Genomic DNA, 26,920 nt, shown 5'->3' with positions numbered 1-26,920 from the left:
GGCGATCCCCAATATTGCGTTCACCGAAAATCCCTGTGGGAGCGAGCCTGCTCGCGATTGGCTTCACGCTAATTTCTGGGCTAACACTGCAATATGCTCCGGCCCAATCCCGCAGCAACCACCCAAATGACTGGCGCCGCGTTCTTTCCAATCAGCCGCCCACTGCAAATAACCCGGCGGATCGAGATCGTCACGCAACGGGTCCAGACCGTCGTTGGCCGTGGCCTCTTTCGGTTGCGGCGGGAAGGCATTGGCGTAGGCGCCGATGTGAATCTTCACCCCCAAACGCTCAAAGGTTTCCCGCGCGGCATCAATCGCAGCACCGATTACTTCCGGCTGGCTGCAGTTGAACAGCAATGTCTCGACGCCCAGCTCAGCCGCCACGGCGGCGGCTTCAGCCACAGGCTCGCCCGAACGCAAGCGCGGCACTTCGTCCGTGTCCTCATCCTTCAAGGTAAACGACAGCCAAAACGGCTTGCCGTCCTTCGGTAGACCCGCATGGATCGCTCGCGCTTCAACAATCGAACTCTGGGTTTCTGCCAGCCACAGATCGACATGAGGCGCGAGCCCCTTCACCAGCGGCGCCAACAATTCAGTCGCCCGAGCAGCATCGAAAAGGTCCGGACGGTAGGAACCAAACAGCGGGGGCAATGAACCGGCCACACGCACCGGTTTGCCGGAAGCCTCTACCGCGCGCCGAGCCAGCTCACCGGCCAACGCCGCGAGCGCCTGCCCTTCGGCTGCAAAACGCTCTTCGCCAATATGAAACGGCACCACCGCGTAACTGTTGCTGGTGATCACGTTGGCACCGCTTTCGATATAAGCCGCGTGCACCGCCTCCACCGCTTGCGGCGCTTCGCTCAAGGCCAGCGCCGACCACTCGGGCTGTCTGAACGGCGCACCTCGACGCTGCAACTCACGACCCATGCCGCCATCCAGAATTACTGTGCTTGCTGCGCCCATATGCTTTTCACTCATAAGCTTATGAAAATAACTCACTATCAGAGTCGTTCTTATAACTATTTAATACGCACCATCCGGTTAATAACAACCTCTTTTTTATCAGGGATCGACTGTGAAATTCCAACCACTCCTGGCCCTGGGCCTGACGATTCTGGCTGCCTCCACCCAAGCCTTTGGCGGCGCCACGCTGGATCGCATCGAAAAAAAGAAAGAGCTCGTGGGCGTGTTGATGGAAAGCTACCCACCCTTCTCGTTCCTCAATGATCAGAACCAGCTCGATGGCTTCGACGTCGATGTGGCCAAGGCCGTGGCAGACAAACTGGGCGTCAAACTGCGCCTCGAAACCCCGTCCTGGGACGTGATCGCCGCCGGCCGCTGGAGTGGGCGCTACGACATCTGCATCTGCTCCATGACCCCGAGCAAGGCCCGCGCCGAAGTTTTCGACTTCCCGGTCGAGTACTACGCCTCGCCAGCCGTGATCGTGGTCAACGCCAAGGACGACAGCATCCACAGTGCCAAAGACCTGAGTGGCAAGAAAGTCGGCCTCACCAGCGCCTCCAGCTACGAAAGCTACCTGAACAAGAACCTGGTGATCGAAGGCGCCGAAGACACTCAATTGCAGTACCCGTTCGAGAACGTGCAGATCGCGCCGTATGACACTGACAACGTGGCATTCCAGGACCTTGGCCTGGGCGCTGGCGTGCGGCTGGACGCGATCCTCACCAACCTTGTCACCGCGCAACCGCGCCTGACCGAAGACAAACGCTTCAAGCTCGCCGGCGAGCCGCTGTACTCGGAGCCAAACTCGGTGGCCATTGAAAAAGGCGACGCCCAGTGGGACGCCAAAGTGCGTGACGTCTTCGCTCAGCTGAAACAGGACGGCACCCTGAGCAAGCTCTCGCAGAAATGGATCGGCGCCGACATCAGCAAATGACATCTTTCCCCAAACCTCCCCAGCCGCCACAACCGGTGGCTGAGTCGCTGTTGCAACGGATCTTCGGTTTCCGCACGCGGCTGTACCTGACCTGGGCAGCGATGCTCGGGTTGTTCGCCAGTTTCTTCCTGAGCTTCGACCTGAAGTTCTCGATCATCCTCGACAAACTGCCGAACCTGATCGGTCTGCACCTGGCACCTAACGGCTTTTTGCAGGGCGCGGCGCTGACGTTGTTCTTGTGCCTGTGCTCGATCGTGACCTCCTCGCTGCTGGGCTTCATCACCGCCCTGGCGCGGCTGTCGAAAAGCGCCGTGGCCTTCGGGATTGCGAGCTTCTATGCCTCGTTCTTTCGTGGCACACCGCTACTGATCCAGATCCTGCTGATCTACCTCGGCCTGCCACAACTCGGCATCGTCCCGGGCGCCATCGCCGCCGGCATCATCGCCCTGTCGCTGAACTACGGCGCGTACCTGAGCGAAATCTTCCGCGCCGGCATCCTCGGCGTCCCCCACGGCCAACGCGAAGCGTCCCTGGCCCTGGGCATGCGCGAAACCGTGATCTTCTGGCGCGTCACCCTGCCCCAAGCCATGCGCACCATCATCCCGCCGACCACCAACCAATTCATCTCGATGCTCAAAGACTCGTCGCTGATCTCGGTGATGGGGGTTTGGGAGGTGATGTTTCTGGCGCAATCGTATGGGCGCTCGAGCTATCGCTACATCGAGATGCTGACGACGGCGGCGGTGATTTATTGGGTGATGTCGATCGGGTTGGAGCTGATTCAGGCGCGGATGGAGCGGCATTATGGGAAGGCGTATTTGAGCCGTAGTTAGCGAAAGGCAGATGAGTTTCCGAGTTGCGATAGCCGACCATGTCTCGATTTGTTGTAAGAAAAAGCGTCAGCTCGAACAGTAAAAACAGCCTTCCTCAGGAGACTGGCAATTTTCTACACAACCTTCTGACAACCCCCGCAAACCTGCGGGAAGCAGCTGACATCGGCACCTATAGCCTGCCTCTTAGAGTTTGGCCTCCAGTCAACAGAGGCCGAATTCGATGTCCGTTCAACATAAATACCGACCAAAACACCTGGCGCTGGCCGTTGCGCTTGCGCTGGGTTGCGCTTAATTTACAAACGCCCAAGAACTACCAGAGCAAGCTGAACCGACGGGCCTCGCTGAGGAAACCAAGCGGCCGGAATCTATACCGAAACCGTTTTCCCGGCTCCAAGCCTTTATCAATGCGGACAGCACCTTCAAGAAGGAGATTGATTCGCCCCAACCTGCTCGGCGAGGTATTTCCGTAAGACCGGAAGACCGAGATGACCTCATCATCATCAAGAATGGTGGAAGCTTCGAAGGTCGGGTCGATGGCGGCAAAGGAACCAACGCCATACAACTTATTGGTACCGACGGTGGCCAATTGGGGAACACCCGCAACTTCAACGGTCTGTATGTTTCCCAAGGATCTTGGACACTAACCAGCACAGGAGATTTTCACGAAGGTGTGTTGGTGCTGAATGACGGGATACTGACCAATAAAGGAGAAATCGAAGGCGGAGCGATTGCAGCCGGAACGCTCTTCAACAACGGCGATATAAAGGGCCATGTGGACGTCTACGAGGAAGGCACTTTTGCAGGAGCGGGCACCGTCGCTAGCCTGGATGTGCAGGGCCGTCTCAACGTGAACAGCTTGCATGGCGCCCCAAAGGTCAAAGGTGACTTGAACCGCTCCAAGACCGCTGTACTCGCCTATGAAGTCAATCCCGACGGCCGTCACGAAACAATCAAAGTCGACGGTACCGCCAGCCTGGGCGGTGCAACCCTGAGAATCATCGCAGCACCGGGTGACTATCCGCAAACCACCCAGTACACCGTTATCGAGGCCGATAAGGTCGATGGGCATTTCGGCAATATCGAAAACAATCTCGCATTCATGACGGCCAACCCGGATTACAGCGACGAAAAGGCCGTCCGCCTGACCTACGCTCGCAACGAAGTGCCTATCGAGAATGCCGCGACCAGCGATAACGGTCGGGAACTCGCCCGCAGTATTGAAGAGCCCAAAACCAGTCCGACGGCGCAGACACCTCCTAATACCGCGAATGCCGCTGTCACGGCCCTACTTGCCTCCACCACCGAAACAGCCTCCCAGGCCATCGACCAACTGGACGGCGGCCAGAACGCCAACCTTGCGAAGGCGACCCTGAACAGTGACAGCCCAATCAGCGCGACCATGCTCTCGGCCATGCGTCAGCTGGACAGCGCCAGTAGCTACAGCAATTCCACCAGGCGCAATGCACCACGCCTGGCCGCCGGCAGCGAGGACAATGGCCGAGTCTGGCTTCAAGCATTGGGTCACGGCGGGACGCTGGATCGCGATTACGACGCTCTGAAACACTCCACCCAAGGCCTGGTTTTGGGCGCAGATTGGGGCATTGATGAGGAATGGCGCATCGGTGTAATGAGCGGCAAATCCGAAACGCGCCTGGACAGCCGCGGACTCGACGGCGATCTCGACAGCTGGCATTTGGGAGCTTATGCCCTGCGTCAAAACGGACCCATGTCACTGCGCCTGGGCGCGACCTATAGCAGCCACGACGGCAGCACTAAACGCCGGGTTGCCTTCAAAGGTTTCAGCGACCGCCCCGAAGGCCGTTACGATGCCAACACCCAGCAGGCTTTTGCGGAATTGGGTTACAACCTGGGCCAAGCGAACGTCAGCATCGAACCGTTTGCCAGCCTGGGCTACCAACGCTATCAGCGCGACACTTACACAGAAAAAGGCGGCGCAGCGGCGCTGAAGGTCCATGGTCAAACCCAGAACAACATGAACAGCACATTTGGCCTGCGGCTGGCGAAGCTCAACACGCTGGATAACGGCATGAAACTGACGCCACGGTTCAGTGCCGGCTGGAAACACACTTACGGGGACGTCTACAGCGATACCCGCCAACGATTGGTGACGGGCGGAAAAAACTTCACCGTTTCTGGCGCGCCGCTGGATCGTGACAGTCTGCTGGTCGATGCTGGGCTGGACCTTGGATTGTCAGCAAAACACACCCTGGGCGTCGGCCTCACTGGTGAGATCGGCACCGATAGCCGAAACCACGGCGTGACGGGTCAGTGGCGAATGAGTTTCTAACAGCCACAAACCCGGGGCGAAAAAAAAGGGGAGCACGTGCCCCCCCGAGGTTTAAAGCGGTATATCGAGGCTGTTAACTCAGCCTTCGATCTCGATCAGGATTTCGCCCGGGTTCACCCGGTCGCCCTTGGCCACGTGGATGGCGGTGACTTTGCCGGCGATGGCCGCCTGGACTTCGGTTTCCATCTTCATCGCTTCGGTGATCAGCACGGACTGGCCGGCTTTCACGGTATCGCCTTCCTTGACCAGCACGTCGACGATGTTGCCCGGCATGGTAGTGCTGACGTGGCCCGGTGCAGTGGCTTGCTTGCGCTTGCTGCTGCCGCCGCCGACGAATTCGTTGAGCGGTTCGAACACCACTTCTTCCGGCATGCCGTCGATCGACAGGTAGAAGTGGCGCTTGCCTTCAGCCTTGACGCCGACACCGGTGATGTCGACGCGGTAGGTTTCGCCGTGGACGTCGATGACGAACTCGGTCGGCACGCCTTCGCCACCGGCCGAGGTCACGCCGCCGGCTTCAGGAATCGGTAGCAGCACTTCAGGCGTCAGGGTGCCGGCGGCGCGTTCTTCGAGGAACTTGCGACCGATGTCCGGGAACATGGCGTAGGTCAGCACGTCTTCTTCAGACTTGGCGACGTTACCGATTTCGGCACGCAGTTTGGTCATCTCCGGCTTGAGCAGGTCAGCCGGACGCACGTCGATCACTTCTTCGCTGCCGATCGCCTGGCGACGCAGTTTTTCGTTCACGGTGCCCGGCGCCTTGCCATAGCCGCCTTGCAGGTAAAGCTTCACTTCGTTGGTGATGGTCTTGTAGCGCTCGCCGGCCAGCACGTTGAAGAACGCCTGGGTACCGACGATCTGCGAAGTCGGGGTCACCAGCGGCGGGAAACCAAGGTCTTCACGAACGCGCGGGATTTCGGCAAGCACTTCGCTCATGCGGTTCAGGGCGCCCTGCTCTTTCAACTGGTTGGCCAGGTTTGAAATCATCCCGCCCGGTACCTGGTTGACTTGAACGCGGGTGTCGACGGCGGTGAACTCGCTTTCGAACTGGTGGTACTTCTTGCGCACGGCGTAGAAGTACAGACCGATCTCTTGCAGCAGTTCCAGGTTCAGGCCTGTATCGAATTCGGTGCCTTTAAGGGCAGCGACCATCGATTCGGTGCCTGGGTGGCTGGTGCCGGATGCGAAGCTGGAGATCGCGGTGTCGATGTGGTCGGCGCCGTTTTCGATAGCCTTGAGCTGGCACATGGTGGCCATGCCAGAGGTATCGTGGGAGTGAATGAACACGGGCAGCGACTGCTCGGATTTCAACGCCTTGACCAGTTCGCCGGTGGCGTACGGAGTCAACAGGCCGGCCATGTCCTTGATTGCCACCGAGTCGCAACCCATGGCTTCCATTTGCCGGGCTTGCGCCACGAACGCGTCGATGGTGTGCACCGGGCTGGTGGTGTAGGCGATGGTGCCCTGAGCATGTTTGCCCGCCGCTTTTACGGCTTCAATGGCTACGCGCAGGTTACGCACATCGTTCATGGCGTCGAAGATGCGGAACACGTCGATGCCGTTGACCGCGGCCTTGGCGACGAAGGCTTTAACCACGTCGTCGCTGTAGTGGCGGTAGCCCAGCAGGTTCTGGCCACGCAGGAGCATTTGCAGGCGAGTGTTAGGCAGCGCAGCGCGCAGTTGGCGCAGACGCTCCCACGGATCTTCTTTGAGGAAGCGTACGCAGGCGTCGAAGGTCGCGCCGCCCCAGCATTCCAGCGACCAGTAGCCGACTTTATCGAGCTTGTCGCAGATCGGCAGCATGTCTTCGGTGCGCATGCGGGTCGCGAGCAGCGATTGGTGGGCGTCGCGCAGGATTGTGTCGGTAACGTTTATCTTTTTAGAAACAGGGGGGTTGCTCATTGTTCTATTCCTCACAGGCCTGCGTGGGCGGCGATGGCGGCGGCGATGGCCAGGGCCAGCTCTTCGGGTTTGCGCTTGATCGAGTAGTTGGTCAGTTCAGGGTGGCTTTCAACGAAGCTGGTGTTGAACTGGCCGCTACGGAATTCCGGGTTACGCAGAATTTCCTGGTAGTACGCGGCGGTGGTCTTGACCCCTTGCAGTCGCATGTCGTCGAGGGCGCGCAAGCCACGGTCCATCGCCTCTTCCCAGGTCAGCGCCCAGACCACCAGCTTCAAGCACATTGAGTCGTAGAACGGCGGAATGGTGTAACCGGTGTAGATCGCCGTGTCGGTGCGCACGCCGGGGCCGCCGGGCGCGTAATAACGGGTGATCTTGCCGAAGCTCGGCAGGAAGTTGTTTTTCGGGTCTTCGGCGTTGATCCGGAATTGCAGCGCGAAACCGCGGTGCTGGATGTCTTCCTGTTTCACCGAAAGCGGCAGGCCGGACGCGATGCGAATCTGCTCGCGAACGATGTCGATGCCGGTGATTTCTTCGGTGATGGTGTGTTCCACCTGCACCCGGGTGTTCATCTCCATGAAGTACACCTCGCCTTCGGCGAGCAGGAACTCCACGGTGCCGGCGTTCTCGTAACCCACGGCTTTGGCTGCGCGCACCGACAGGTCGCCGATGTAGGCGCGCTGTTCCGGGGTCAGTTGCGGGCTCGGGGCGATCTCGATGAGCTTCTGGTTGCGACGCTGGATCGAGCAATCACGCTCGAATAAATGCACCACGTTGCCAAAGCTGTCGCCGAGGATCTGCGCTTCGATGTGTTTTGGATTGACGATGCATTTTTCCAGGAACACTTCCGCCGAACCAAAAGCCTTGGTGGCTTCGGAAATAACCCGTGGGAATGCTTGTTCAAGTTCTTCCCGGCTGTCGCAGCGACGGATACCACGGCCACCGCCACCGGAAGTCGCCTTGAGCATCACCGGATAACCGATGCGGTCGCCTTCAACCAAGGCTTCGGCGATATCCGCGACGTTGCCTTCGGTCCCCGGGGTGACGGGTACGCCAGCCTTGATCATGCTGCGACGGGCTTCGGTCTTGTCGCCCATGCGGCGAATCACTTCAGCCGATGGACCGATGAACTTGATGCCGCGCTCGGCGCAGATATCTGCCAGTTCAGCGTTTTCCGAGAGGAAACCGTAGCCGGGGTGCAGCGCATCGCAACCGGTTTCTACTGCCAGATTCACCAGCTTGCGCGCATTCAGGTAGCCGGCCAGTGGCTCGGCGCCGATGCTGTGGGCCTCGTCCGCACGCTTCACATGCAACGCATGGCGGTCGGCGTCGGAATAGATCGCGACCGAGCGAATGCCCATCTCGGCGCAGGCACGTACGATTCGTACGGCAATCTCACCACGGTTGGCGATCAGGATCTTTTTTATCACTTGGAGGTTCCCTTGAGCCGGTGGTACCCACGACCTGCTAGACCAGGTCGACGCGTGACCAAATGTTTCGATTCAGTCGCAGCCCCACACTAGCCCTCACAAGGGATTAACAAAAATGATTAATTATTGGGTCAGCCATAAGTAAAGACTTATAGTTGGCGCATCAGCCTGCGGCGAGAGTGTCTATAAAATGCGTAAGTCTTTGATGCGTATGACATTGCGTCAATTACAGATCTTTAATGAAGTCTGTGATTTACGGTCATACAGCCGAGCAGCCGATGAAATGTCTCTCACACAACCTGCCGTGAGCCTTCAGATTCGTCAACTTGAAGAGCTGATTGGTCAGCCGTTGTTCGATTACGTCGGCAAAAAGCTCTACATGACTGAGGCAGCCGAAGCCCTTCAACGCGCCAGCCGGGACATTTTCGGACGCCTGGAAAACCTCGATATGCAGCTTTCAGACATGCAGGGATCGCTGCAAGGACAGCTGAAACTGGCGGTGGAATCCAGCGCCAAGTATTTCGTGCCGCACCTGTTTGCAGCGTTTAAGCGCCAGCATCCGGAAGTAAACCTGCAACTGACGGTGGTCAATCGCGGGCAGGTCATTCGACGACTGTCGGACAACCGCGACGACCTGGTGATCATGTCCATGGTGCCGCAGGACATGGGGCTGGAGTTCTTGCCATTCCTCAACAACCCGATCGTTGCCGTGGCGCCACCGGACCATCCGCTGTGCCACATGGGCCCGCTGCGTTTGCAAGATCTTGAACCCTACACACTGCTGATGCGCGAATCCGGCTCCGGGACGCGGCTGGCGTGCGAAGAATATTTCAAAGAGAAGCGCGTGCACTTCAACCAGACCCAGGAAGTCTCGTCAGCCGAAGCCCAGCGTGAATGTGTGCTGGCGGGTCTGGGCGTGGCGCTGTTGACGCGTCACGCCCTGAACCTTGAGTTGGCGACCGGCGGATTGATTGAGTTGCCGGTCGAAGAGCTGCCGCTGTACCGCAGCTGGTGCCTGGTGCAAGCCAAGGCAAAACGGCTGTCACCGGTGGCGCACGCGTTCCTTGCGTTTATTCGCAGCGAGCGGGTGCAGATCAGCGTGCTGGTTGAGCGTTTCGACGGGAAGTTGTCGGTGCCGCCTGCCAGTAGTTGAGCTCCAGCTCAGGGAAATCACCGATGTCGGCCAGCAGCTGGCGACGTTCGCAGCGATCTTCGATAGCGCGGCGAAATTCCATGCGGCGCTGGTCTTCCTGCTGACGACGGGTTCTGACGGCGCTGTTGCGTTCTTCGTAGGGCTGGGCCATTTCGAGTCTCCCAAGGCGATTACGGGAGTTTCAAGATAGGCGCGAGGGATGACGGTTTGGCGGCGGGCGGGTTACAGGGATGTGAATCTTCGGCGTTTTCGAGGACGCCATCGCGAGCAGGCTCGCTCCCACAGGGGGAACGCATTCCAATGTGGGAGCGAGACCGGCTTGCCGGCGATTAAGGTCGGAACGACCTTACGACGACGTCAGTCGTCCAGCGCTTTGACCGATTTAGGTGACAGCCGCAAGCTACGCAGGCTGCGCTTGACGCTCTTGAGGTGATTGACCAGGCTCGGCCCGCGCGCCATGGCCACGCCCATCGCCAACACGTCGATCACCACCAGGTGGGCAATGCGCGAGGTCAGCGGCGTATAGATCTCGGTGTCTTCGTGCACATCGATCGCCAGGTTGACGGTCGACAGTTCGGCCAATGGTGTCTGGCTCGGGCACAAGGTAATCAGCGAAGCGCCGCTTTCGCGCACCAGATTGGCGGTGATCAGCAAATCTTTGGAACGGCCGGACTGGGAAATACAGATCGCCACGTCGGTCGGTTTCAACGTGACCGCCGACATCGCCTGCATGTGCGGGTCGGAATACGCCGCCGCCGTCAGCAACAAACGGAAGAACTTGTGCTGGGCATCGGCCGCCACTGCACCCGACGCACCAAAGCCATAGAACTCGACTCGCTGGGCCTGTGACATGAGCGATACAGCACGCTGCAACTCCACCGGATCGAGCTTCTCGCGAACCTCCATCAGGGTGTGCAGGGTGGTGTCGAAGATTTTCAGGCTGTAATCAGCGACCGAGTCGTCTTCATGAATCGCGAACTGACCAAAACTCGCGCCGGCAGCCAGGCTCTGCGCCAGCTTCAGCTTCAAATCCTGGAAACCGGAGCAACCGATGGCGCGGCAAAACCGCACGATGGTCGGCTCGCTGATGCCCACGTTGTGGGCCAGGTCGGCCATGGAGCTGTGCATCACCGCCGCAGGATCGAGCAGCACGTGGTCGGCGACCTTGAGCTCCGACTTGCGTAAGAGGTGGCGTGACTGGGCGATGTGTTGCAGCAGATTCAAAGGGCTGGACTCTTTGTTATTGGCAGGTGCCGGGGATGTAGCACGCTTGTAGTTATACTACATGAATCGGCTTTTTGCCTGCTCAATGCGTAACTCGATGTCCCCATTTCACGCCACATGCGCTCCATGTAGCCCTTACAAGGGTTTCGCGTCCGCACGCAACAGCGCCGCCAGGCCATCGGCCTCGACCGGGCGGCTAATCAAATAGCCCTGCACCTCATCGCAGTGCTCGGCTTTCAAAAACGCCAACTGCTCTGCCCGCTCCACACCCTCGGCCACCACTTTGAGCGACAGGCCGTGCGCCATGGCAATGATTGCCCGGGTGATCGCCGCATCCTCGCTGCCCTCCCCCAGACCGCGGATAAATGCCTGATCGATCTTCACGTAATCCACCGGGATGCGTTTGAGGTAGCTCAGGGACGAATACCCGGTGCCGAAGTCATCAATCGCCAACTTAACCCCCAAATCACGCAATTGCTGGAAGGTCGCGATGATGTGCTCGACGCTGTCCAGCAACTGACTTTCGGTGAGTTCCAACTCCAGGTAGTGCGGCGCCAGACCGGTTTCTTCCAGCACCTGACGCACCAGGCTGACCAGTTTGCCCTGACGCAATTGATGCACCGACAGATTGACCGACACCCGTATCGGTTCAAGTCCCTGACGCTGCCACTCACAGGCTTGCCAGCAAGCCTGACGCAGCACGAACTCGCCGATCGGGCCGATCAACCCGGTTTCCTCGGCCAGGCCGATGAAGTCCCCCGGCGGCACACGGCCCATGGTCGGGTGATCCCAGCGCACCAGCGCCTCGGCGGCATTCAGTCGGCCCGTGGCGAGGCACAACTTCGGTTGATAAAACACCTTCAGCTGCTTCTCTTCGATGGCCTTACGCAGCTGATTTTCCAGCTGCAAGCGCTCCAGCGTGCTGGCTTGCAGGCTGTCGGTGTAGAACTGGAAGTTATTTCCGCCCAGATGCTTGGCGTGCTGCATGGCCATATTTGACTGATGGACCAGCGCGGAAATTTCTCGCGCGTTGTCCGGCAACATACTGATGCCCATGGACGCGCTAACCACCAGTTCATGGCCGTCGACAGTGATCGGCAAGCGCAGCTTGGTCGACAGTCGGGTCGCCACCCGCGCCAGGCTCGACAGGTTGCCGTAGGCATTGAACAACACGGCAAACTCATCGCCGGACAAGCGAGCGATGGTGTCTGCTTCAGGCAACGCATTCACCAGCCGCCGAGCCATTTTCTGCAAGAGCTGGTCGGCGATTTCATGGCCAAGGCTGTCATTGAGCAGCTTGAAACGATCCAGATTGATGTGCAGCAACGCCAGACTGCGGTGGCCGCCCTGGCGCACCCGCTGATGAGCTTCGCTTAGCCGTTCGCGGAACAGAGAACGGTTAGCCAGCCCCGTTAATTCGTCGTAATGCGTCAGGTAACGCATGCGTTCTTCGGATTCGCGCCGAGCCGATAGATCGGCGAAGAAGCCCACGATATGGCTCACATTTCCCCGAGCATCGCGCACAGCGTTCAGTTGCAACCATTGCGGATACAACTCGCCATTCTTGCGGGTTTCTACCAGCTCGCCCTGCCAACTGCCGTGCTGCTCCAGCGCCTGATGAATCGCCGCGTAGTGGCGGCGGGCATCGCGGCTGCAAGCCAACTCGACCACGTTGCGTCCGATCATGTCTTCAATGTCATAGCCAGTGACTCGGCTGAAGGCCTGATTAACCGCGATCAACGCGTAATTCGGATCGAAAATCACGATACCTTCGCTGGCGGCTTCGAACACCGTCGCGGCCAGTTGCCGTTGCTCCTCCAGAGCCTTGCTGACGCTGATGTCGCGACGGGTGCCGACCATGCGGATCACCCGGCCATTTTCGCCGCGCTCAACCGCTCGGCCACGGTCTTCGATCCAGACCCAATGGCCATCGCCGTGGCGCACGCGGTACTCAATCTGGTAGTCCTCGCTGCGGCCCTTCAAATGCTCGACCAGTGCACGTTTGAGCGACGGCAAGTCATCAGGGTGCAGGCGCGGCTTGAGGTGGCGAAGCATCGCCGTCACGAATTCCGGCTCCAGGCCGAACAGCTCCTGAAGATGGGTGTGATGGACTTCGTCGGTTTGCAGGTTCCAGTCCCACAACCCGAGTTCACTGGCCTTCAACGCCAGGGCGAGACGCGCTTCACTCTTGCTCAGGGCCTGATTGGCAGCGTCCAGCTCCAGGCTGCGCTGGGCAACACGGCTTTCCAGCTCGATCTGAATTTGACGTAGCTCGTCTTCAGCACGACGGCGCTGGTCGATTTCCTTGGCCAGCTTTTGATTGAGCTGGTCGCTGCAGCTTTGAGCTTGCTGTAAATGCTCGATCAGTGCCTGATTCTGGAAGCGCCGCAACAGTCCGCTATCGATGAGCCGATTGACCTGCCAGGCGACCACACTCAACGCACCCAGTAAAATCAGACCAAACCAGCCCCAGCCCTGACTCTGTTCATCGCCGCCCCAGAACAGATAGCCGATGGCCGGCAACAGACAGGGCAAGGTAAAGGACAGGAACGCCGGCAGGCTGACCGCGTAGGCAACGCTGGCCGAAAGCGCTGCGGCGCCGATCAGGCCGAACACCCAGGCTTGTTGCATGAAGTTATCGGCGGGTACCAGCGCAATGCCGGCGCCGGCCAGGGTCAGGCCGGTCATGGCCGAACCCAGTAGAAACATGCGACGCCAGATCGGATGGGCCTGACGATTGGGTATCGCCGAATCGAAGGCCGCGACTTGAATCACCCGCAACGCCACCAGCGACAACAGCCACACCAGCCAGACGCTGACCAGGAAGTAACGCTGCGGACTCCAAAGCAAGCCAGCGCAGACCAGACCATTGATCAACATGAATAATGTGGGCAGCAATGAGCCCTGATAAAGCAGACGCGTGCGTTCGACCGCCATTTCCATGGCGTACTGTTTGCGGATAACCCGGGGCTCCACAACGGGGCCCGACAGGTCGGTGCTGAGGGTCATAGGCAATGTTCTTGTTCTTATAATGGTGAGCATGCGCCCGAAACGTCGACGGAGCATACACAAGCAAATGCCCGGACCAAACTGCTCCAGATCATAAATAGACCAAAGTATCGACTGCCTGGCCCCTGTGTAAAAGCAGCCAAGCGAGCCCCGCCAACGCCTGCAGCCAGTGACCGACCGGTCGTCATCCGTGCTTCTTTCATCGGCTAATGCAAAGCTCGGTTTGCCCGGTGTGACGGCGCACCCTAGAATGCCCCGATGCGCGATGATCTCTCCCTTCTGCTGAACCCCCTCAACGATGCCCAACGCCAGGCCGTAGCTGCCCGCGTGGGTCGTCAGTTGGTCCTGGCCGGTGCTGGTTCCGGTAAAACCCGAGTGCTGGTGCACCGTATCGCCTGGTTGATCCAGGTCGAAAACGCCTCGCCCCACTCCATCCTGTCGGTGACCTTCACCAATAAGGCCGCTGCCGAGATGCGCCATCGCATCGAGCAGCTGATGGGTATCAACCCGGCCGGCATGTGGGTCGGCACCTTCCACGGCCTGGCGCACCGCTTGCTGCGGGCGCACTGGCAGGAAGCCGGCCTGAGCCAGACTTTCCAGATTCTCGACAGCGACGACCAGCAACGACTGGTCAAGCGGGTGATCCGCGAGCTGGGCCTGGACGAACAACGCTGGCCGGCCCGTCAGGCCCAGTGGTTTATCAACGGGCAGAAAGACGAAGGTCTGCGTCCGCAACACATTCAAGCCAGCGGCGATCTGTTCCTGGCGACCATGCGCAGCATTTATGAAGCCTATGAGGCTGCGTGCCTGCGCGCTGGCGTAATCGACTTCTCCGAATTGCTGCTGCGCGCCCTCGACCTGTGGCGCGATCATCCTGGCCTGCTGGCGCACTATCAGAAGCGCTTCCGGCACATTTTGGTGGACGAGTTCCAGGACACCAACGCCGTGCAGTACGCCTGGTTGCGGTTGCTGGCCAAGGGCGGCGACAGCCTGATGGTGGTCGGCGACGACGATCAGTCGATCTACGGCTGGCGCGGCGCGAAAATCGAAAACATCTATCAGTATTCCGACGATTTTCCAGATGCCGAAACCATTCGTCTGGAGCAGAACTACCGCTCCACCGCCGGTATCCTCAAAGCGGCCAACGCCCTGATCGCCAACAATACCGGGCGCATGGGCAAAGAGCTGTGGACCGACGGCGGCGAAGGCGAAGCGATCAACCTGTACGCCGCGTTCAACGAACACGATGAAGCACGTTACGTGGTGGAAACCATCGAAAGCGCGCTGAAAACCGGCTTGGCCCGCAGCGATATTGCGATTTTGTACCGCTCCAACGCCCAATCGCGCGTTTTGGAAGAAGCCTTGTTGCGTGAGCGCATTCCGTACCGCATCTATGGCGGTCAGCGCTTCTTCGAACGGGCAGAAATCAAAAACGCCATGGCCTACCTGCGTTTGCTGGAAGGTCGCGGCAACGATGCAGCGCTGGAGCGGGTGATCAACGTTCCGGCCCGTGGCATTGGTGAGAAAACCGTCGAAGCCATTCGCGACCATGCCCGTCACAGCGATGTGTCGATGTGGGAAGCCATGCGCTTGCTGGTCGCCAATAAAGGCCTGACCGGTCGCGCTGCTGGCGCGCTCGGTGCATTTATCGAGTTGATCGAGAACCTCGCTGCCAAGTGCATGGAAATGCCGCTGCATCTGATGACCCAGACCGTCATCGAGCAGTCCGGGCTGATCGCCTATCACGAAGCGGAAAAAGGCGAGAAAGGCCAGGCTCGGGTAGAAAACCTTGAGGAACTAGTCAGCGCCGCGCGCAACTTCGAAAACGCTGAAGAAGACGAAGACCTGACGCCATTGGCGGCGTTCCTCGGTCACGCGTCGCTGGAGGCCGGTGACACTCAGGCTGACGAGCACGAAGACAGCGTTCAGCTGATGACGTTGCACAGCGCCAAGGGCCTGGAATTCCCTTACGTGTTCCTGGTGGGCATGGAAGAAGGCCTGTTCCCGCACAAGATGAGCCTTGAAGAACCGGGTCGTCTTGAAGAGGAGCGCCGTCTGGCCTACGTCGGTATCACCCGAGCGATGCAGAACCTGGTGATGACCTATGCTGAAACCCGACGCCTGTACGGCAGCGAGACCTACAACAAGGTGTCGCGTTTCGTACGTGAAGTGCCGAAAGGCCTGATCCAGGAAGTGCGGCTGTCCAACAGCGTCAGCCGTCCGTTCGGCGGTGGCCAGCAGCAGAGCTCCAGCAGCCTGTTTGGCGGTAGCGAGATCCCGGACACCGGCTTCAGCCTCGGCCAGGCTGTACGGCATTCGGTGTTTGGTGACGGCGTGATCCTGAACTTCGAAGGTGCCGGGGCTCAGGCTCGGGTGCAGGTGAACTTCAGCGAAGGCAGCAAGTGGCTGATGCTGGGTTACGCCAAGCTGGAAGCGATCTAAAACCCACCAGTGATTCAATGTGGGAGCGACGATTCGACTTGCTCGCGATAGCGCCGACGCGGTGTATCAGGAATACCGCGTCATCGTTCATCGCGAGCAAGCTCGCTCCCACAGGGTTCATCCGACCGGACACCCTTCCTACAGAACTAATCCACTCGTCCTACGGACCAAAGTTAACAGGCCTTGTTGCGCTGACTGAAGCTGAACGCAACCTGTCAGGCAAAAGCCCGAAACACTCTGCCGCTAGCCAGTAACACTTCAGCTGTGCAACATGGCGCGCGTGCCATCCACAAATGGGAATTCCCTTTATGAAACGTTTTCTTAGCATCGCCATGGCGTTGTGCATTGGCCTGACGATGAGCCTCGACGCCAACGCCAAGCGCTTTGGTGGCGGCAAGAGCTCCGGCGCTGCGCCGACTCACCAGACCAGCCAAATGGCTCCTTCTTCTGCCGCAGGTGGCGCTGCCGCCACTGCGGGCGCGGCCGGTGCCGCTGGCGCTGCCGCCAAGGCCGGCGGTGCTTCGCGCTGGCTCGGCCCTCTGGCCGGTATCGCGGCCGGTGGCCTGTTGGCCTCCATGTTCATGGGCGGCGGCTTCCAGGGCATGCAGATCTTCGACATCCTGATCATGGCGGTCATCGCCTTCCTGATCTTCCGCTTCATCGCCGCTCGTCGTCGCAAGCAGCAAGAGCACATGGCTCCAGCTGGCGCACCGATGCAGCGTGAAGTATTCGAGCAGAAGCCAGCGGCCATGGGTTCGATCTTCGGCGGCTCGGCAGCACCGGTTGCCGCTCGTCCGGTAATCAATGCTCCGGCCTGGTTCAATGAGAAGAACTTCATTGAAGCGGCCCGCAACCACTTCCAGTCCCTGCAGCAGCACTGGGACGCCAACGAAATGGACAAGATCGCCGAGTTCGTGACCCCGCAACTGCTGGAGTTCCTCAAGCGCGAACGTGCCGATCTGGGCGACGGTTTCCAGTCCACCTACATTGATAACCTCAATGTTCAACTGGACGGCGTGGATGATCGCGCCGACAAGACCATCGCCACCCTGACCTTCACCGGTGTGTCGAAGACCTCGCGTTTCGACCAGGGCGAAGTGTTCAGCGAAAGCTGGAACATGGAACGTCCGCAGGGCGAGAACCAGCCTTGGCTGGTCGCTGGTATCCGCCAGAACGGCTGATCCCTCCCGCGTTAAGCATGTTGTAATAAAAACCCCAGCCTCGGCTGGGGTTTTCTATTTCGCGGTTGCATCTATAGCGAGCTACTGTATAAACCGCCCCAACTAAACCGCGCCATCAAGCAAGAGGATCCCGGACGTGGAAGAAATCATCGAACAACTGCGTGAAGCCAACGAACCGGTACCGGTCCCCTTGGAGTTGCCCGACGAAGATCAACTGGTGGAAATCGAAGAACAGCTGTTCATCGACATCCCGTTTGTCTTCAGAGAGTTTTTGCTGACCGTCAGCGACGTCGTCTACGGCAGCCTGGAACCGGTAACCGTTACCGACCCGCAATCCCACACCTACCTGCCGGACGTTGCCGCCAACGCCTGGGATGCGGGTGTTGATCGCAGCATGATTCCGATCTGCCAGGACGGTGACAACTACTACCTGGTCGAAGAAGACGGCACCGTGGTGCTGTGGTTGGCCGAAGAAGAGCTGATCGCCGAAGAAACCTGGGAATCGGTGTGGCACTGGGCGCGGGACGTCTGGCTGGAAAGCTAAGACGACGCGCCACAGGGTTAATGCCCGGACGAATCCTTGTGGTTGTCCAATGTTTCGAGCAACGCCACCTGCATCCGCGTGTGCACGCGGATGAACCAGCGCCAGAGCAGTGCCGCTACAGCGGCCGCGACGACGACGATCAGCACCAGCAACTTGTTGGTCGGCAGAATACTGGCCGACAAGGCTGCCAGCAGCAGGAAAATCACCAGCAGCGAGAGGATCGGGATCACTTCGGCGATCACCCGACGCACTCGTTGCGTGTGGCGGCCGGCCATCTCCGGCTTCACGCCCATCTCCGCCAACAGCATCGAGAGCGCCTTGAGCTTGCGATAGGCGGCGATCAGGAACGGTAGCGACAACAGCAACGCCCCACCCCAAATCAACGCTTTCTGCCAGCTCGGGTCACTGATCCAGTCTTGCAGGTATGCGGACATGCGCTCGGCGAAATAAGCGCCCGAGAAGAAGATCGCAATCACCAGCGCCAGATTGACGCCCACCTGCAACAGAATCCGCCGAATCATCGACGCCAACAGCACGCCCTCGCCCTGAGGCTGGATGCTGCGCAGCCATTCGCCGTACATCCCCAATACCCTGCCCAGTCGCTTCGGCATCACCGCGGCAAGCTTGATCGACAGCGGATCAGCCGCGCGGATCAGGTAAGGCGTCAGCAACGTGGTGATCACCGAGACGGCTACGGCGACCGGGTAAAGAAAGTTGCTGGTGACCTGCAACGTCATGCCTAGCGCCGCGATGATGAAAGAAAACTCGCCAATCTGCGAAAGCCCCATCCCGACGCGAAGTGAGGTGCGTCCATCATTGCCAGCGATAAAGGCGCCAAGGCCGCAAGAAAACATCTTGCCCAGCACCACGGCCACGGTGATCACCGCAATCGGCCATGCATATTGCAGCAGGATCATAGGATCGAGCATCAGCCCAATGGCGACAAAGAAGATCGCGCTGAACAGATCGCGAACCGGTTCGATCAAGCGCTCGATTTTCAGCAATTGCCGGGACTCAGCCATGATCGCGCCAATCAGGAAGGCACCGAGCACCATGCTGTACTCAAGTTTGACCACCAGCAAACAGAAGCCGAAACACAGCCCCAATACTGTGATCAGCAGCATTTCATTGCTTTCGAACTTCGCCACGTAGGCCAGCAATCGCGGCACCAGCAGGATGCCGATGACCAGTGCGACGATCATGAACAGCGAGAGCTTGCCGACCGTGGAAAACACTTCGCCGGAACTGACCGTGCCGCTGACCGCGATGCTCGACAGCAAGGCGATGATGCCGATGCCAAGGATGTCTTCAACGATCAGCACGCCGAAAATCAGCTGTGCGAAGCGCTCGTTCTTCATCTTCAGATCGTTGAGTGCCTTGACGATGATGGTGGTTGAGGAAATCGCCAGGATCGCACCGAGGAACAGCGAGTCCATGGTGTTCCAGTCGAACCAGCGACCGATCTCGTAGCCGATCCAGATCATCAGCACGATTTCCAGGAACGCCGCAATGAACGCCGTGGCGCCGACCTTGAACAGCTTGCGCAGGCTGAACTCCAGGCCCAGGCAGAACATCAGGAAAATCACCCCGAGTTCGGCAAGGGTTTTGATGGTTTCTTCATCGTGGATCAGGCTGAACGGCGGGGTGTGCGGACCGATGATGAAACCGGCGACGATGTAGCCGAGTACCACCGGTTGTTTGAAGCGATGAAACAGCACGGTCACCACACCTGCGATCAACATGATCACTGCCAGATCTTGAATAAAACTGATGGCATGCATGGCGTGGGGCTCCTTAAGGGGGACTTTTGGAGGTTAACACCGGGACTTGCACTGCAAAGGCGGTGCAATATATGGAAACAGATCGAAACGGGCGTGACGGCAGCCACCTGCCCGGCGTCCCGATAACTGTTGGTTTGAAAAAGCTGACGAGGCCCCCGCAGAGGTGCCGCCCTCCCGAAATTCTGCCTTGAACCGTGAGAACGCTATGGAACCCGGAAACGCACAACTGTCGATGACGGTATTGATGACCCCCGACATGGCCAACTTCTCTGGCAATGTCCACGGCGGTACCTTGCTCAAATACCTCGACGAAGTGGCCTACGCGTGCGCCAGCCGCTATGCCGGCCGCTACGTAGTGACCCTGTCGGTGGACCAGGTGATTTTTCGCGAGCCGATTCATGTCGGCGAACTGGTGACCTTTCTGGCCTCGGTGAACTACACCGGCAACACCTCCATGGAGGTGGGCATCAAGGTCGTGACCGAGAACATCCGCGAGCGCTCGGTGCGCCATACCAACAGCTGCTTCTTCACCATGGTCGCAGTGGATGACGACCGCAAACCGGCTGCTGTCCCGCCACTGCAACCGCAGAACAGCGAAGACAAACGCCGCTTCATGCAGGCCCAGCAACGTCGGCAGATTCGTCAGGAACTGGAAAAGCGCTATCAGGACATCAAGGGCGACGCCTGAGCTGTTCAGTCAGTTTGATGGGGTTTTTGAGTGAGTCATCGCGAGCAAGCTCGCTCCCACAAGTGATCTACGACGGACACAATTTCTGTGTCCACTGAAGATCTGTGTGGGAGCGAGCTTGCTCGCGATGGGGTCTACGCCGATCAGAGACTGATCGCCGTCGCCTCGAACCGCACGCGCGGGTGGGCGATCCGGTCCTGAGCCCGTACCAGTTCCAGCTCATAGCTGGAGCACGCCTGGGTTTCCAGCAGCACTTCATGCACCGCCGACGCAGCGAATTCAAAAGCCGCCACCAGGCTATCGCCCAACAGAACGCGAGCCAGAAACAATCCGGAGGTCAGGTCGCCGACGCCCACCGGCTGACGCGGGAACGCCAGCAGCGGACGGCGCAGATGCCAGCTGTCTTCAGCCGTCACCAGCAACATCTCGAAAACATCCGCCGGTTTACCGGGATAGTCCAGATGCTTGACCAGCACAGCCTTCGGACCGCGCGCCAGCAACGCTCGCGCCATGGCCAGGCAATCGAACAACGATTGCGGCTTGCGCCCCGAAAAACTGTCCAGCTCCAGCTGGTTCGGGCACATGAAGTCCGCCACGGCAGCCGCCTCCTCCAGCAGGAAATCGCTGACTTCCGCAGGCACGCTGCAACCCTTCTCCGGATGGCCCATCACCGGATCACACAGATACAGTGCCTTGGGATTCATCGACTTGATCCGCGCCACACCTGTCAGGATCGCCCGGCCTTGGGCAGCACTGCCGAGATAGCCGGACAATACGGCGTCGCAGTTGCCCAGCTCGCCAATCGCCGCGATGCCCTCGATCAGGTCGGGAATCTGATGCGGCGCCAGCACTTCACCGGCCCACTGGCCGTACTGGGTGTGGTTGGAGAACTGCACCGTATTGAGCGGCCAGACATTCACCCCGACCCGCTGCATCGGGAAAACCGCGGCGCTGTTGCCAGCGTGGCCGAACACCACGTGGGACTGGATGGCGAGCAGATGGGGCGTACGTTTCATGCGGTGAGTTTTCCGTCAAACGATTGAAATTCAAGCCGCGCAGTATGCGACTAAACACAGCCTGTACGACAGACCGGCGACGCAGTTAAGCTGACACTATCTTGTTGGAGCAACGTGTTGATGCTGACCCTTGGAAATATCTTCGTCCTGATGCTGCTTGCCACCGGTGGCGCGTGGCTGTGGCACAACCATGGCTTGCGCGAGCGTGCGCTGGAGCGGGTCAAGCTGCATTGCGCAAAGCTCGGAATCGAGCTGCTGGACGGCAACGTGGCCTTGAAGAAGATCGCGTTCATTAAAGACGCAAACGACCGGCGGCGCCTCGCCCGTGTGTATAACTTCGAATTCACCGTGACCGGTGAAAGCCGTCACAACGGCACCATCACCCAGTTTGGCGCCCACAGTGCGCAGATTGAGCTGGCGCCCTACCCGATGCCGTTCGACGACACGCCTGCGGTGGCCGATGTAGTGAAACCGCGCGCTGAGGTCATCGAGATGAGCCAGTGGCGGCAAGAACACACTAAATGGCGTCCTTGATTCAAGTCGGGCTCGACCGGCAGTCGGTTAGCTCTCTTTGCAATGAATCAACATCCTGCGGCTCACTGAAAATCAGCTCGATTCGCGAATCACGCCGCCATTCGCTGGGCTGCCAGTCCAGCACCGAGTTTTCCAGCGCATTCGCCGAAACCCAACCGTCGAGGCTGTGGATAACCAGCTTCGCCCGCCGCCAGGCAAGGCTTTCAAGCCAACGGCTAAGAAGCGTCGCATCGAAAGTCTGACTTGGATGCCAGCGCCACCCAACACTCCAGCCACCCTCCTGTTCCTGGCTCAAGCAAATTGGCAGCGCAGGATCGGTCCAGATGGCCGGCAACTGCGCCAATCCTTTGGGCGCAACGAAGTTATCCACACCCGCTACGGCCTGAACCCCAAGCCCTGGTAACTCACTCAATGGCAACGCGGCTTGCTGCGTCCAATACAACGGACGCGTCGGCAACTGGGCGGCGATTCGCTGGCGATCAGCGTCGTCGATGTTTTCGGCTTTATTCATCAGCAACAGCCCGGCGCTCTTGAGCGCTTCCTGTTGCGCAACCGGCAGCGGTTTGCCGGCAGCAAGTGCCTGGGCGTCCAGCACCAGCACGCAGGGTTGAACAGCCAACACGCCTTGCCACGGCGCCTCACTCAACTGCCTGAGCAATTGCGCCGGATGCCCCAGCCCGGAGGGTTCGATAAACAGTCGGTCCGGCCGCGCCTTGCGCAGCAAACGCCCGAGACCGATCTGAAACGGCGCACCATTTACGCAACACAAACAGCCCCCGGCCACTTCACCCAGTGCGATACCATCGGCGTCCCGGGTCAGCAACGCAGCGTCGAGGCCGATCTGGCCGAACTCGTTGATCAGCACCGCCCAACGCTCATTCGCCGGCCGCTGCGCCAGCAGGTGCTTGATCAGGCTGGTCTTGCCGGCACCCAAGGGACCAGCAATGACGTGCGTGGGAATATTCTGCAACATGGTCGAAGTTTTCTGAGGAGGTAAACGATGCGGTTGATGGGGTTGTCGGTGCTCTTGGCGCTCATATCTGGCGACGCGCTGGCCCAGGCTTGCGTGGTACATAGCACGGCTGCGCGACTCGACGTGAAAGTCTGCCAGCAGAACCGCAACATCCCGGAAAAACTGTTCGCCGATGGTTTCTGCCAGCCGAACCTTCCCGGCCAGAAAGTCGAGGTGCAGTACGTCGACCAATGCCCCACCGGCGCGTTCGGCGTGTGCAACAACGCCCAAGTCGCCAATATGCCTTACCGACAGGATATTCACTATTACGGCGTAGCCACGGATGCGGCGTATTTGAAGCCGTTTTGCGAAGCCCAGAGCCAGGGAACCTGGCTCAAGCCGTGAGCCGCTAGCTTAGCCAGTCGAGCGTCAGGATCAACCGCCGCTCCCCGGACGCAAGCTGTGGCGAGCGGTGAATAAGGCCGAAACCTTCGTTGCCATGCCATTTCTCGCCTTTGAGCAACGCGACTTCGCCGCTGACGATCTGCTCGATCAGCGGACCGTCCTGGGGTTCGGCTTCGGCTTTACCCAGTTGTCGGCGATCCATCGCACCTTCCTTCAGCCACTGGCTGCCGATCCCGCAATACGTGGTGATCAGCCGCACCGGCACATGATCGACGTGAAAACGCGGGCACATGGCCTTGTCCAGGACTCGCAGGCGCAGGCCGACACGCTTGGCGCCCAGCAAACAGGCGAAAGCACTGACCAGCCAGGAGACGTCGGCGATGAAACCTTCGTAACCTTCGAGATCACTGAAACCTGAGGCCAATCCGTGAAGGTTGGGCTCGGTGTCATCGCGGGGCAGTTCCAGGACCAGCGACTCGGCCAGCGGCTCATTCAGTGACAGCAGCAAACGCCCGAAATCAGCGATGTGCGCCGGCAGTTGGCGCTGCCAAACGGCGAGGTTTACGCCGTCATCCAGTATTCGGGTCAGCGCTTTCGGCGTCTCACCTTGAACCTGATAAATGATCGGCCGCAGTTTCAGACTGGGTGCCAACATCAGGCTGCCTCCTCTTCGTGCCACGGGCCAAATGGGTCTGGCATCAATCGCCAGCCCTCGACGCCCAGCGCCATTTCATCGTCGGTCAGCAGGCAATTGTCGAGCTCGCTGGTGAGTTGCGCGAAGTCCATGTTCTGGCCGATGAACACCAGTTCCTGGCGGCAATCGCCGCTGGTTGCGGTCCAGTTTTCCATGATCCCGGCGGTGCTTTCTTCGTCCTGCGGCCACTGGGTTTTCGGCACGAAACGCCACCAGCGTCCGGCGAAACCATGGCGCATCAATCCACCGGCCTGGGACCAGCTACCGGCGTCCATGTGCTTGCTGGCCAGCCAGAAGAAGCCCTTGGAGCGCAGTAGTTTGCCGTTCACCCACGGGCGGTCGATGAAGCTGAAAAAGCGCTGCGGATGAAACGGTCGGCGTGCTCGGTAGGCTGTCGAGGCGATGCCGTATTCCTCGGTTTCCGGCACGTGTTCGCCACGTAGTTCCTGTAACCAGCCCGGCGCCTGAGCGGCCTTCTCGAAGTCGAAACGACCGGTATTGAGGATCTTCTCCAAGGGAATTTCGCCCATGACCATCGGGATGATTTCCGCCTGGGCGTTAAGCCGCTCAAGGATCGCGATCAACTCCTGGCGTTCGCTGCTGCTGATCAAGTCGATCTTGCTGATCAGAATCACGTCGGCGAATTCGATCTGCTCGATCAACAGGTCGGTGATCGAGCGTTCGTCCTCCTCGCCCAAGGTTTCACCACGGGAAGCGAGACTTTCGGCGGCCTGATAGTCGAGCAGGAAGTTCATGCCATCGACCACGGTGACCATGGTGTCGAGCCGGGCGATATCGGCCAGGCTCTGCCCTTCTTCATCGCGGAAGGTGAAGGTTTCCGCCACGGGCAGTGGCTCGGAAATGCCGGTGGATTCGATCAATAAATAATCAAAACGCCCCTCCTTGGCGAGTTTGCTCACCTCTTCCAACAAGTCTTCGCGCAAGGTGCAGCAAATGCAGCCATTGCTCATCTCCACCAGTTTTTCTTCCGCGCGATTCAGGGTGACATCGCGCTGGACTTCGCCGCCATCGATGTTGATTTCGCTCATATCATTGACGATCACGGCGACGCGCAGGTTGTCGCGATTGCGCAGCACGTAGTTGAGCAGCGTGCTTTTACCAGCGCCGAGAAAGCCTGACAGGACGGTGACGGGGAGACGATTGGGCATCAGGTATTCCTCACAAGGATGCCCGGTCGCAGTGTCGGGCTTAACTTGATGTTATAGTATAACAACACAATCAAGCCACTCTCCTCTTGCCCACGATGACAAAGAGCACGATGCTCAAGCCCGTTCGGTCCGTGAGAAATCCTATGCGTGTAGCCCTGAAAATAACGCTGATGAGCGTTTCGCTGCTGGTCGCTGTCGATGCCTGGGCGCAGATCCCGAGCCTGGCCAAATGCACCCGAAGCGCCAATCTGCTGGCCTGCGTGGATGGCGACGGCAACGCCTACAGCGTCAACACCGTCGGCAGCACGATCTATCTGCGGGGCTTCGAAGCGGCCGGAAAACGCCATTGGGCGCAGACCAACAGTCGCTACGAACAACTCACGTTCTTCACTGGGCTCGCTTCCGATGGCGAGGCCTGGGTCGGCTACAACCGTCGCGTCGGCTGGACCACGATCAATCGGTTTTCCAGCTCCGGTGGCAGTAGCGGCAAGTTCACCTGTAGCCGAATTACGGGATGTTAGGCCTGGGATTTCTTCTGCTCCTGCTTCCAAGCGATGTAGCTGTTTACCGGCGGATTTTTCTGGAAATAGCGCTGTAAACCTTCGAACAAGCCATCGGCTACGGCCTGCTGGTGACGCGCGGTGACCAGTCGCTGACTGTCACGAGCGTTGGAGATGAAGCCGGTTTCTACCAGGATCGACGGCACATCCGGCGATTTCAGCACCGCAAATCCCGCTTGTTCCACACGCTTCTGATGCAATGTGGTGATGCCCGCCAGACTGCCGAGCACCGTACTGCCCAACTGCAAACTGGCGGCAAGGGTCGCGTTCATCGACATGTCGAGAATGACCCCGGCGAGCATCGGGTCCTTGTCCTTGAGATTGAGCAGGCTGGTAGCGCCCAGCAGGTCTGCGCCGTTCTCACGCTGCGCCATGAAACGCGCCGTCGCCGAGGTTGCTCCACCCTCGGACAGGCAGTAGACCGAAGCGCCTGACGCAGTGAGACGCGGCGCCGCATCGGCATGCACCGAGATGAACATGTCGGCGTTGTGCTTGCGAGCGATCTCCACACGCTTGCGCAACGGGACGAAGAAGTCGTCGTTGCGCACCAGTTTCACGTCGAAGCCCTTCTCGCGTTTCAGCCGTTTGGCCAACAGCTGGGCGATGGACAGCACCACGTCTTTCTCACGCTCACCTTTGGCGCCGACCGCGCCGGGGTCTTTGCCGCCGTGACCGGGGTCGACCACGACGATGATGTCGCGCTTGGGGTGAGCCTTGTCGATGGCCGTTTCGGGCGTAGCCGCCATTTGTATCGGCGCAGCCGTCTTCAGATCGAGTACCAGTCGATGTCCCTGACCGTCCTGTGGCGGCAGCAAAAAACTGGCGAGCTGCACTGGGCCGCTGAGGTCGAGGACGATTCGCGTATCGCCCTGCCTGAAGGGCCCAGAGCGGATCGAACGAATCACAGTGTTGCTGAGCGCCAACTGACTGAAATCGCCACTGAGGTTGGCACCTCTCAGATCGATGATCAGCCGTTCGGGAGCGCTCAGGGAAAACGTCTTGTATTGCACCGGCCCGCTCAGATCGAACACCAATCGCAACTTGTCATCCGAACGCCAGAGCCGCGCATTACGAATCTGAGTGGCCGAGACGCCTAGCGGTAAAGCGAAGGCCGCGCTGGCCAGGATAAGATTTAGCAAATGACGTCTGTGCATGATGAAAGCCTGTTCATGAAAAAGGCATGGTCGATTTAGATGTAATA

Annotated in this window: 22 protein-coding genes and 1 pseudogene; 11 read left to right on the top strand and 12 right to left on the bottom strand. The window is 59.3% G+C overall.

Going from position 1 to position 26,920, the window contains the following annotated elements; all coding sequences use genetic code 11:
* Positions 1-63: 63 nt before the first annotated feature.
* On the bottom strand, positions 64-963 hold the full coding sequence (locus tag ACMXYJ_RS01695; protein WP_415758569.1) for a homocysteine S-methyltransferase family protein: 900 nt from the start codon (positions 961-963) through the stop codon (positions 64-66).
* A 112-nt stretch (positions 964-1,075) separates the two neighbouring features.
* Between ACMXYJ_RS01695 and ACMXYJ_RS01690 the strand changes: the two genes are divergently transcribed.
* From ACMXYJ_RS01690 to ACMXYJ_RS01680, 3 genes and pseudogenes are all read left to right on the top strand, one after another.
* Positions 1,076-1,897 (top strand): ABC transporter substrate-binding protein, encoded by an 822-nt coding sequence (locus ACMXYJ_RS01690; RefSeq protein ID WP_415758568.1) that lies wholly within the window; start codon positions 1,076-1,078, stop codon positions 1,895-1,897.
* Entirely contained in the window at positions 1,894-2,730 is an 837-nt protein-coding gene (locus ACMXYJ_RS01685) for an amino acid ABC transporter permease (protein WP_046044976.1), read from the top strand. The genes ACMXYJ_RS01690 and ACMXYJ_RS01685 overlap by 4 nt, the downstream gene beginning before the upstream one ends.
* A gap of 220 nt (positions 2,731-2,950) precedes the next feature.
* Positions 2,951-5,038, top strand: a pseudogene (locus ACMXYJ_RS01680) (autotransporter outer membrane beta-barrel domain-containing protein).
* A 78-nt stretch (positions 5,039-5,116) separates the two neighbouring features.
* On the opposite strand, the gene oadA reads toward ACMXYJ_RS01680, so the two are convergent.
* Together oadA and ACMXYJ_RS01670 are read right to left on the bottom strand one after the other, a co-directional pair.
* Positions 5,117-6,940: a sodium-extruding oxaloacetate decarboxylase subunit alpha gene (oadA, locus tag ACMXYJ_RS01675; protein ID WP_415758567.1), complete on the bottom strand. Its 1,824-nt coding sequence runs from the start codon at positions 6,938-6,940 to the stop codon at positions 5,117-5,119.
* Positions 6,941-6,951: 11 nt separating this feature from the next.
* Positions 6,952-8,367 carry an acetyl-CoA carboxylase biotin carboxylase subunit gene (locus ACMXYJ_RS01670; protein ID WP_046030798.1) on the bottom strand — a complete coding sequence of 472 codons (1,416 nt, stop codon included), beginning with the start codon at positions 8,365-8,367 and terminating at the stop codon, positions 6,952-6,954.
* Positions 8,368-8,557: 190 nt separating this feature from the next.
* On the opposite strand from ACMXYJ_RS01670, the gene ACMXYJ_RS01665 reads away from it, so the two are divergent.
* Entirely contained in the window at positions 8,558-9,520 is a 963-nt protein-coding gene (locus ACMXYJ_RS01665; RefSeq protein WP_415758566.1) for a LysR family transcriptional regulator, read from the top strand.
* Here ACMXYJ_RS01665 and ACMXYJ_RS01660 read toward each other — a convergent pair.
* The 3 genes from ACMXYJ_RS01660 to ACMXYJ_RS01650 all read right to left on the bottom strand — a co-directional run bounded on the left by ACMXYJ_RS01660 (position 9,462) and on the right by ACMXYJ_RS01650 (position 13,753).
* Positions 9,462-9,671: a PA3496 family putative envelope integrity protein gene (locus ACMXYJ_RS01660; protein WP_415758565.1), complete on the bottom strand. Its 210-nt coding sequence runs from the start codon at positions 9,669-9,671 to the stop codon at positions 9,462-9,464. The two genes, ACMXYJ_RS01665 and ACMXYJ_RS01660, sit on opposite strands and share 59 nt — an antisense overlap.
* Before the next feature lie 206 nt (positions 9,672-9,877).
* Positions 9,878-10,744, bottom strand: coding sequence for a transcriptional regulator HexR (hexR, locus tag ACMXYJ_RS01655; protein ID WP_008156648.1), 867 nt, complete (start codon positions 10,742-10,744; stop codon positions 9,878-9,880).
* A 135-nt stretch (positions 10,745-10,879) separates the two neighbouring features.
* Entirely contained in the window at positions 10,880-13,753 is a 2,874-nt protein-coding gene (locus ACMXYJ_RS01650) for an EAL domain-containing protein (RefSeq protein ID WP_415758564.1), read from the bottom strand.
* Between the two features lie 258 nt (positions 13,754-14,011).
* Between ACMXYJ_RS01650 and uvrD the strand changes: the two genes are divergently transcribed.
* From uvrD to ACMXYJ_RS01635, 3 genes are all read left to right on the top strand, one after another.
* Entirely contained in the window at positions 14,012-16,195 is a 2,184-nt protein-coding gene (gene uvrD, locus ACMXYJ_RS01645) for a DNA helicase II (protein ID WP_415758563.1), read from the top strand.
* Between the two features lie 308 nt (positions 16,196-16,503).
* Positions 16,504-17,376: a Tim44 domain-containing protein gene (locus tag ACMXYJ_RS01640; RefSeq protein WP_033059623.1), complete on the top strand. Its 873-nt coding sequence runs from the start codon at positions 16,504-16,506 to the stop codon at positions 17,374-17,376.
* A gap of 136 nt (positions 17,377-17,512) precedes the next feature.
* Complete coding sequence (locus tag ACMXYJ_RS01635) at positions 17,513-17,920, top strand: SMI1/KNR4 family protein (protein ID WP_008156656.1); 408 nt, start codon at positions 17,513-17,515, stop codon at positions 17,918-17,920.
* Positions 17,921-17,937: 17 nt separating this feature from the next.
* Here ACMXYJ_RS01635 and ACMXYJ_RS01630 read toward each other — a convergent pair whose 3' ends face one another.
* Positions 17,938-19,701: a cation:proton antiporter gene (locus ACMXYJ_RS01630; RefSeq protein WP_415758562.1), complete on the bottom strand. Its 1,764-nt coding sequence runs from the start codon at positions 19,699-19,701 to the stop codon at positions 17,938-17,940.
* A 205-nt stretch (positions 19,702-19,906) separates the two neighbouring features.
* On the opposite strand from ACMXYJ_RS01630, the gene ACMXYJ_RS01625 reads away from it, so the two are divergent.
* Complete coding sequence (locus ACMXYJ_RS01625) at positions 19,907-20,389, top strand: acyl-CoA thioesterase (RefSeq protein ID WP_074872148.1); 483 nt, start codon at positions 19,907-19,909, stop codon at positions 20,387-20,389.
* 143 nt (positions 20,390-20,532) lie between these two features.
* Here ACMXYJ_RS01625 and pdxY read toward each other — a convergent pair whose 3' ends face one another.
* A complete protein-coding gene (pdxY, locus tag ACMXYJ_RS01620) occupies positions 20,533-21,405 on the bottom strand; it encodes a pyridoxal kinase PdxY (RefSeq protein ID WP_415758561.1) in 873 nt (290 codons plus the stop codon).
* Positions 21,406-21,525: 120 nt separating this feature from the next.
* On the opposite strand from pdxY, the gene ACMXYJ_RS01615 reads away from it, so the two are divergent.
* Positions 21,526-21,939: a DUF3301 domain-containing protein gene (locus ACMXYJ_RS01615; RefSeq protein ID WP_347803310.1), complete on the top strand. Its 414-nt coding sequence runs from the start codon at positions 21,526-21,528 to the stop codon at positions 21,937-21,939.
* Position 21,940: 1 nt separating this feature from the next.
* Here ACMXYJ_RS01615 and ACMXYJ_RS01610 read toward each other — a convergent pair whose 3' ends face one another.
* On the bottom strand, positions 21,941-22,912 hold the full coding sequence (locus ACMXYJ_RS01610) for a CobW family GTP-binding protein (RefSeq protein ID WP_415758560.1): 972 nt from the start codon (positions 22,910-22,912) through the stop codon (positions 21,941-21,943).
* A gap of 27 nt (positions 22,913-22,939) precedes the next feature.
* On the opposite strand from ACMXYJ_RS01610, the gene ACMXYJ_RS01605 reads away from it, so the two are divergent.
* Positions 22,940-23,296, top strand: a complete 357-nt coding sequence (locus ACMXYJ_RS01605; RefSeq protein WP_415758559.1) for an NADH:ubiquinone oxidoreductase — start codon at positions 22,940-22,942, stop codon at positions 23,294-23,296.
* A 4-nt stretch (positions 23,297-23,300) separates the two neighbouring features.
* Here the strand turns inward: ACMXYJ_RS01605 and ACMXYJ_RS01600 are convergent, their stop codons facing one another.
* The gene (locus ACMXYJ_RS01600) at positions 23,301-23,951 is read right to left on the bottom strand and encodes a DUF1826 domain-containing protein (RefSeq protein ID WP_415758558.1); all 651 of its coding nucleotides are present in this window, start codon (positions 23,949-23,951) and stop codon (positions 23,301-23,303) included.
* Complete coding sequence (zigA, locus tag ACMXYJ_RS01595) at positions 23,951-25,159, bottom strand: zinc metallochaperone GTPase ZigA (protein WP_415758557.1); 1,209 nt, start codon at positions 25,157-25,159, stop codon at positions 23,951-23,953. Before zigA ends, ACMXYJ_RS01600 begins: the two co-directional genes overlap by 1 nt.
* 143 nt (positions 25,160-25,302) lie before the next feature.
* On the opposite strand from zigA, the gene ACMXYJ_RS01590 reads away from it, so the two are divergent.
* The gene (locus tag ACMXYJ_RS01590; protein WP_415758556.1) at positions 25,303-25,680 is read left to right on the top strand and encodes a glutamine synthetase; all 378 of its coding nucleotides are present in this window, start codon (positions 25,303-25,305) and stop codon (positions 25,678-25,680) included.
* Here the strand turns inward: ACMXYJ_RS01590 and ACMXYJ_RS01585 are convergent.
* Positions 25,677-26,873, bottom strand: a complete 1,197-nt coding sequence (locus ACMXYJ_RS01585; RefSeq protein ID WP_415758555.1) for an N-acetylmuramoyl-L-alanine amidase — start codon at positions 26,871-26,873, stop codon at positions 25,677-25,679. The genes ACMXYJ_RS01590 and ACMXYJ_RS01585 overlap by 4 nt on opposite strands.
* Positions 26,874-26,920 lie beyond the last annotated feature (47 nt).

Source organism: Pseudomonas arabinosi, from assembly GCF_047758675.1.
Classification (GTDB): domain Bacteria; phylum Pseudomonadota; class Gammaproteobacteria; order Pseudomonadales; family Pseudomonadaceae; genus Aquipseudomonas; species Aquipseudomonas arabinosi.
This window is presented reverse-complemented; position numbering and strand designations above follow the sequence as displayed.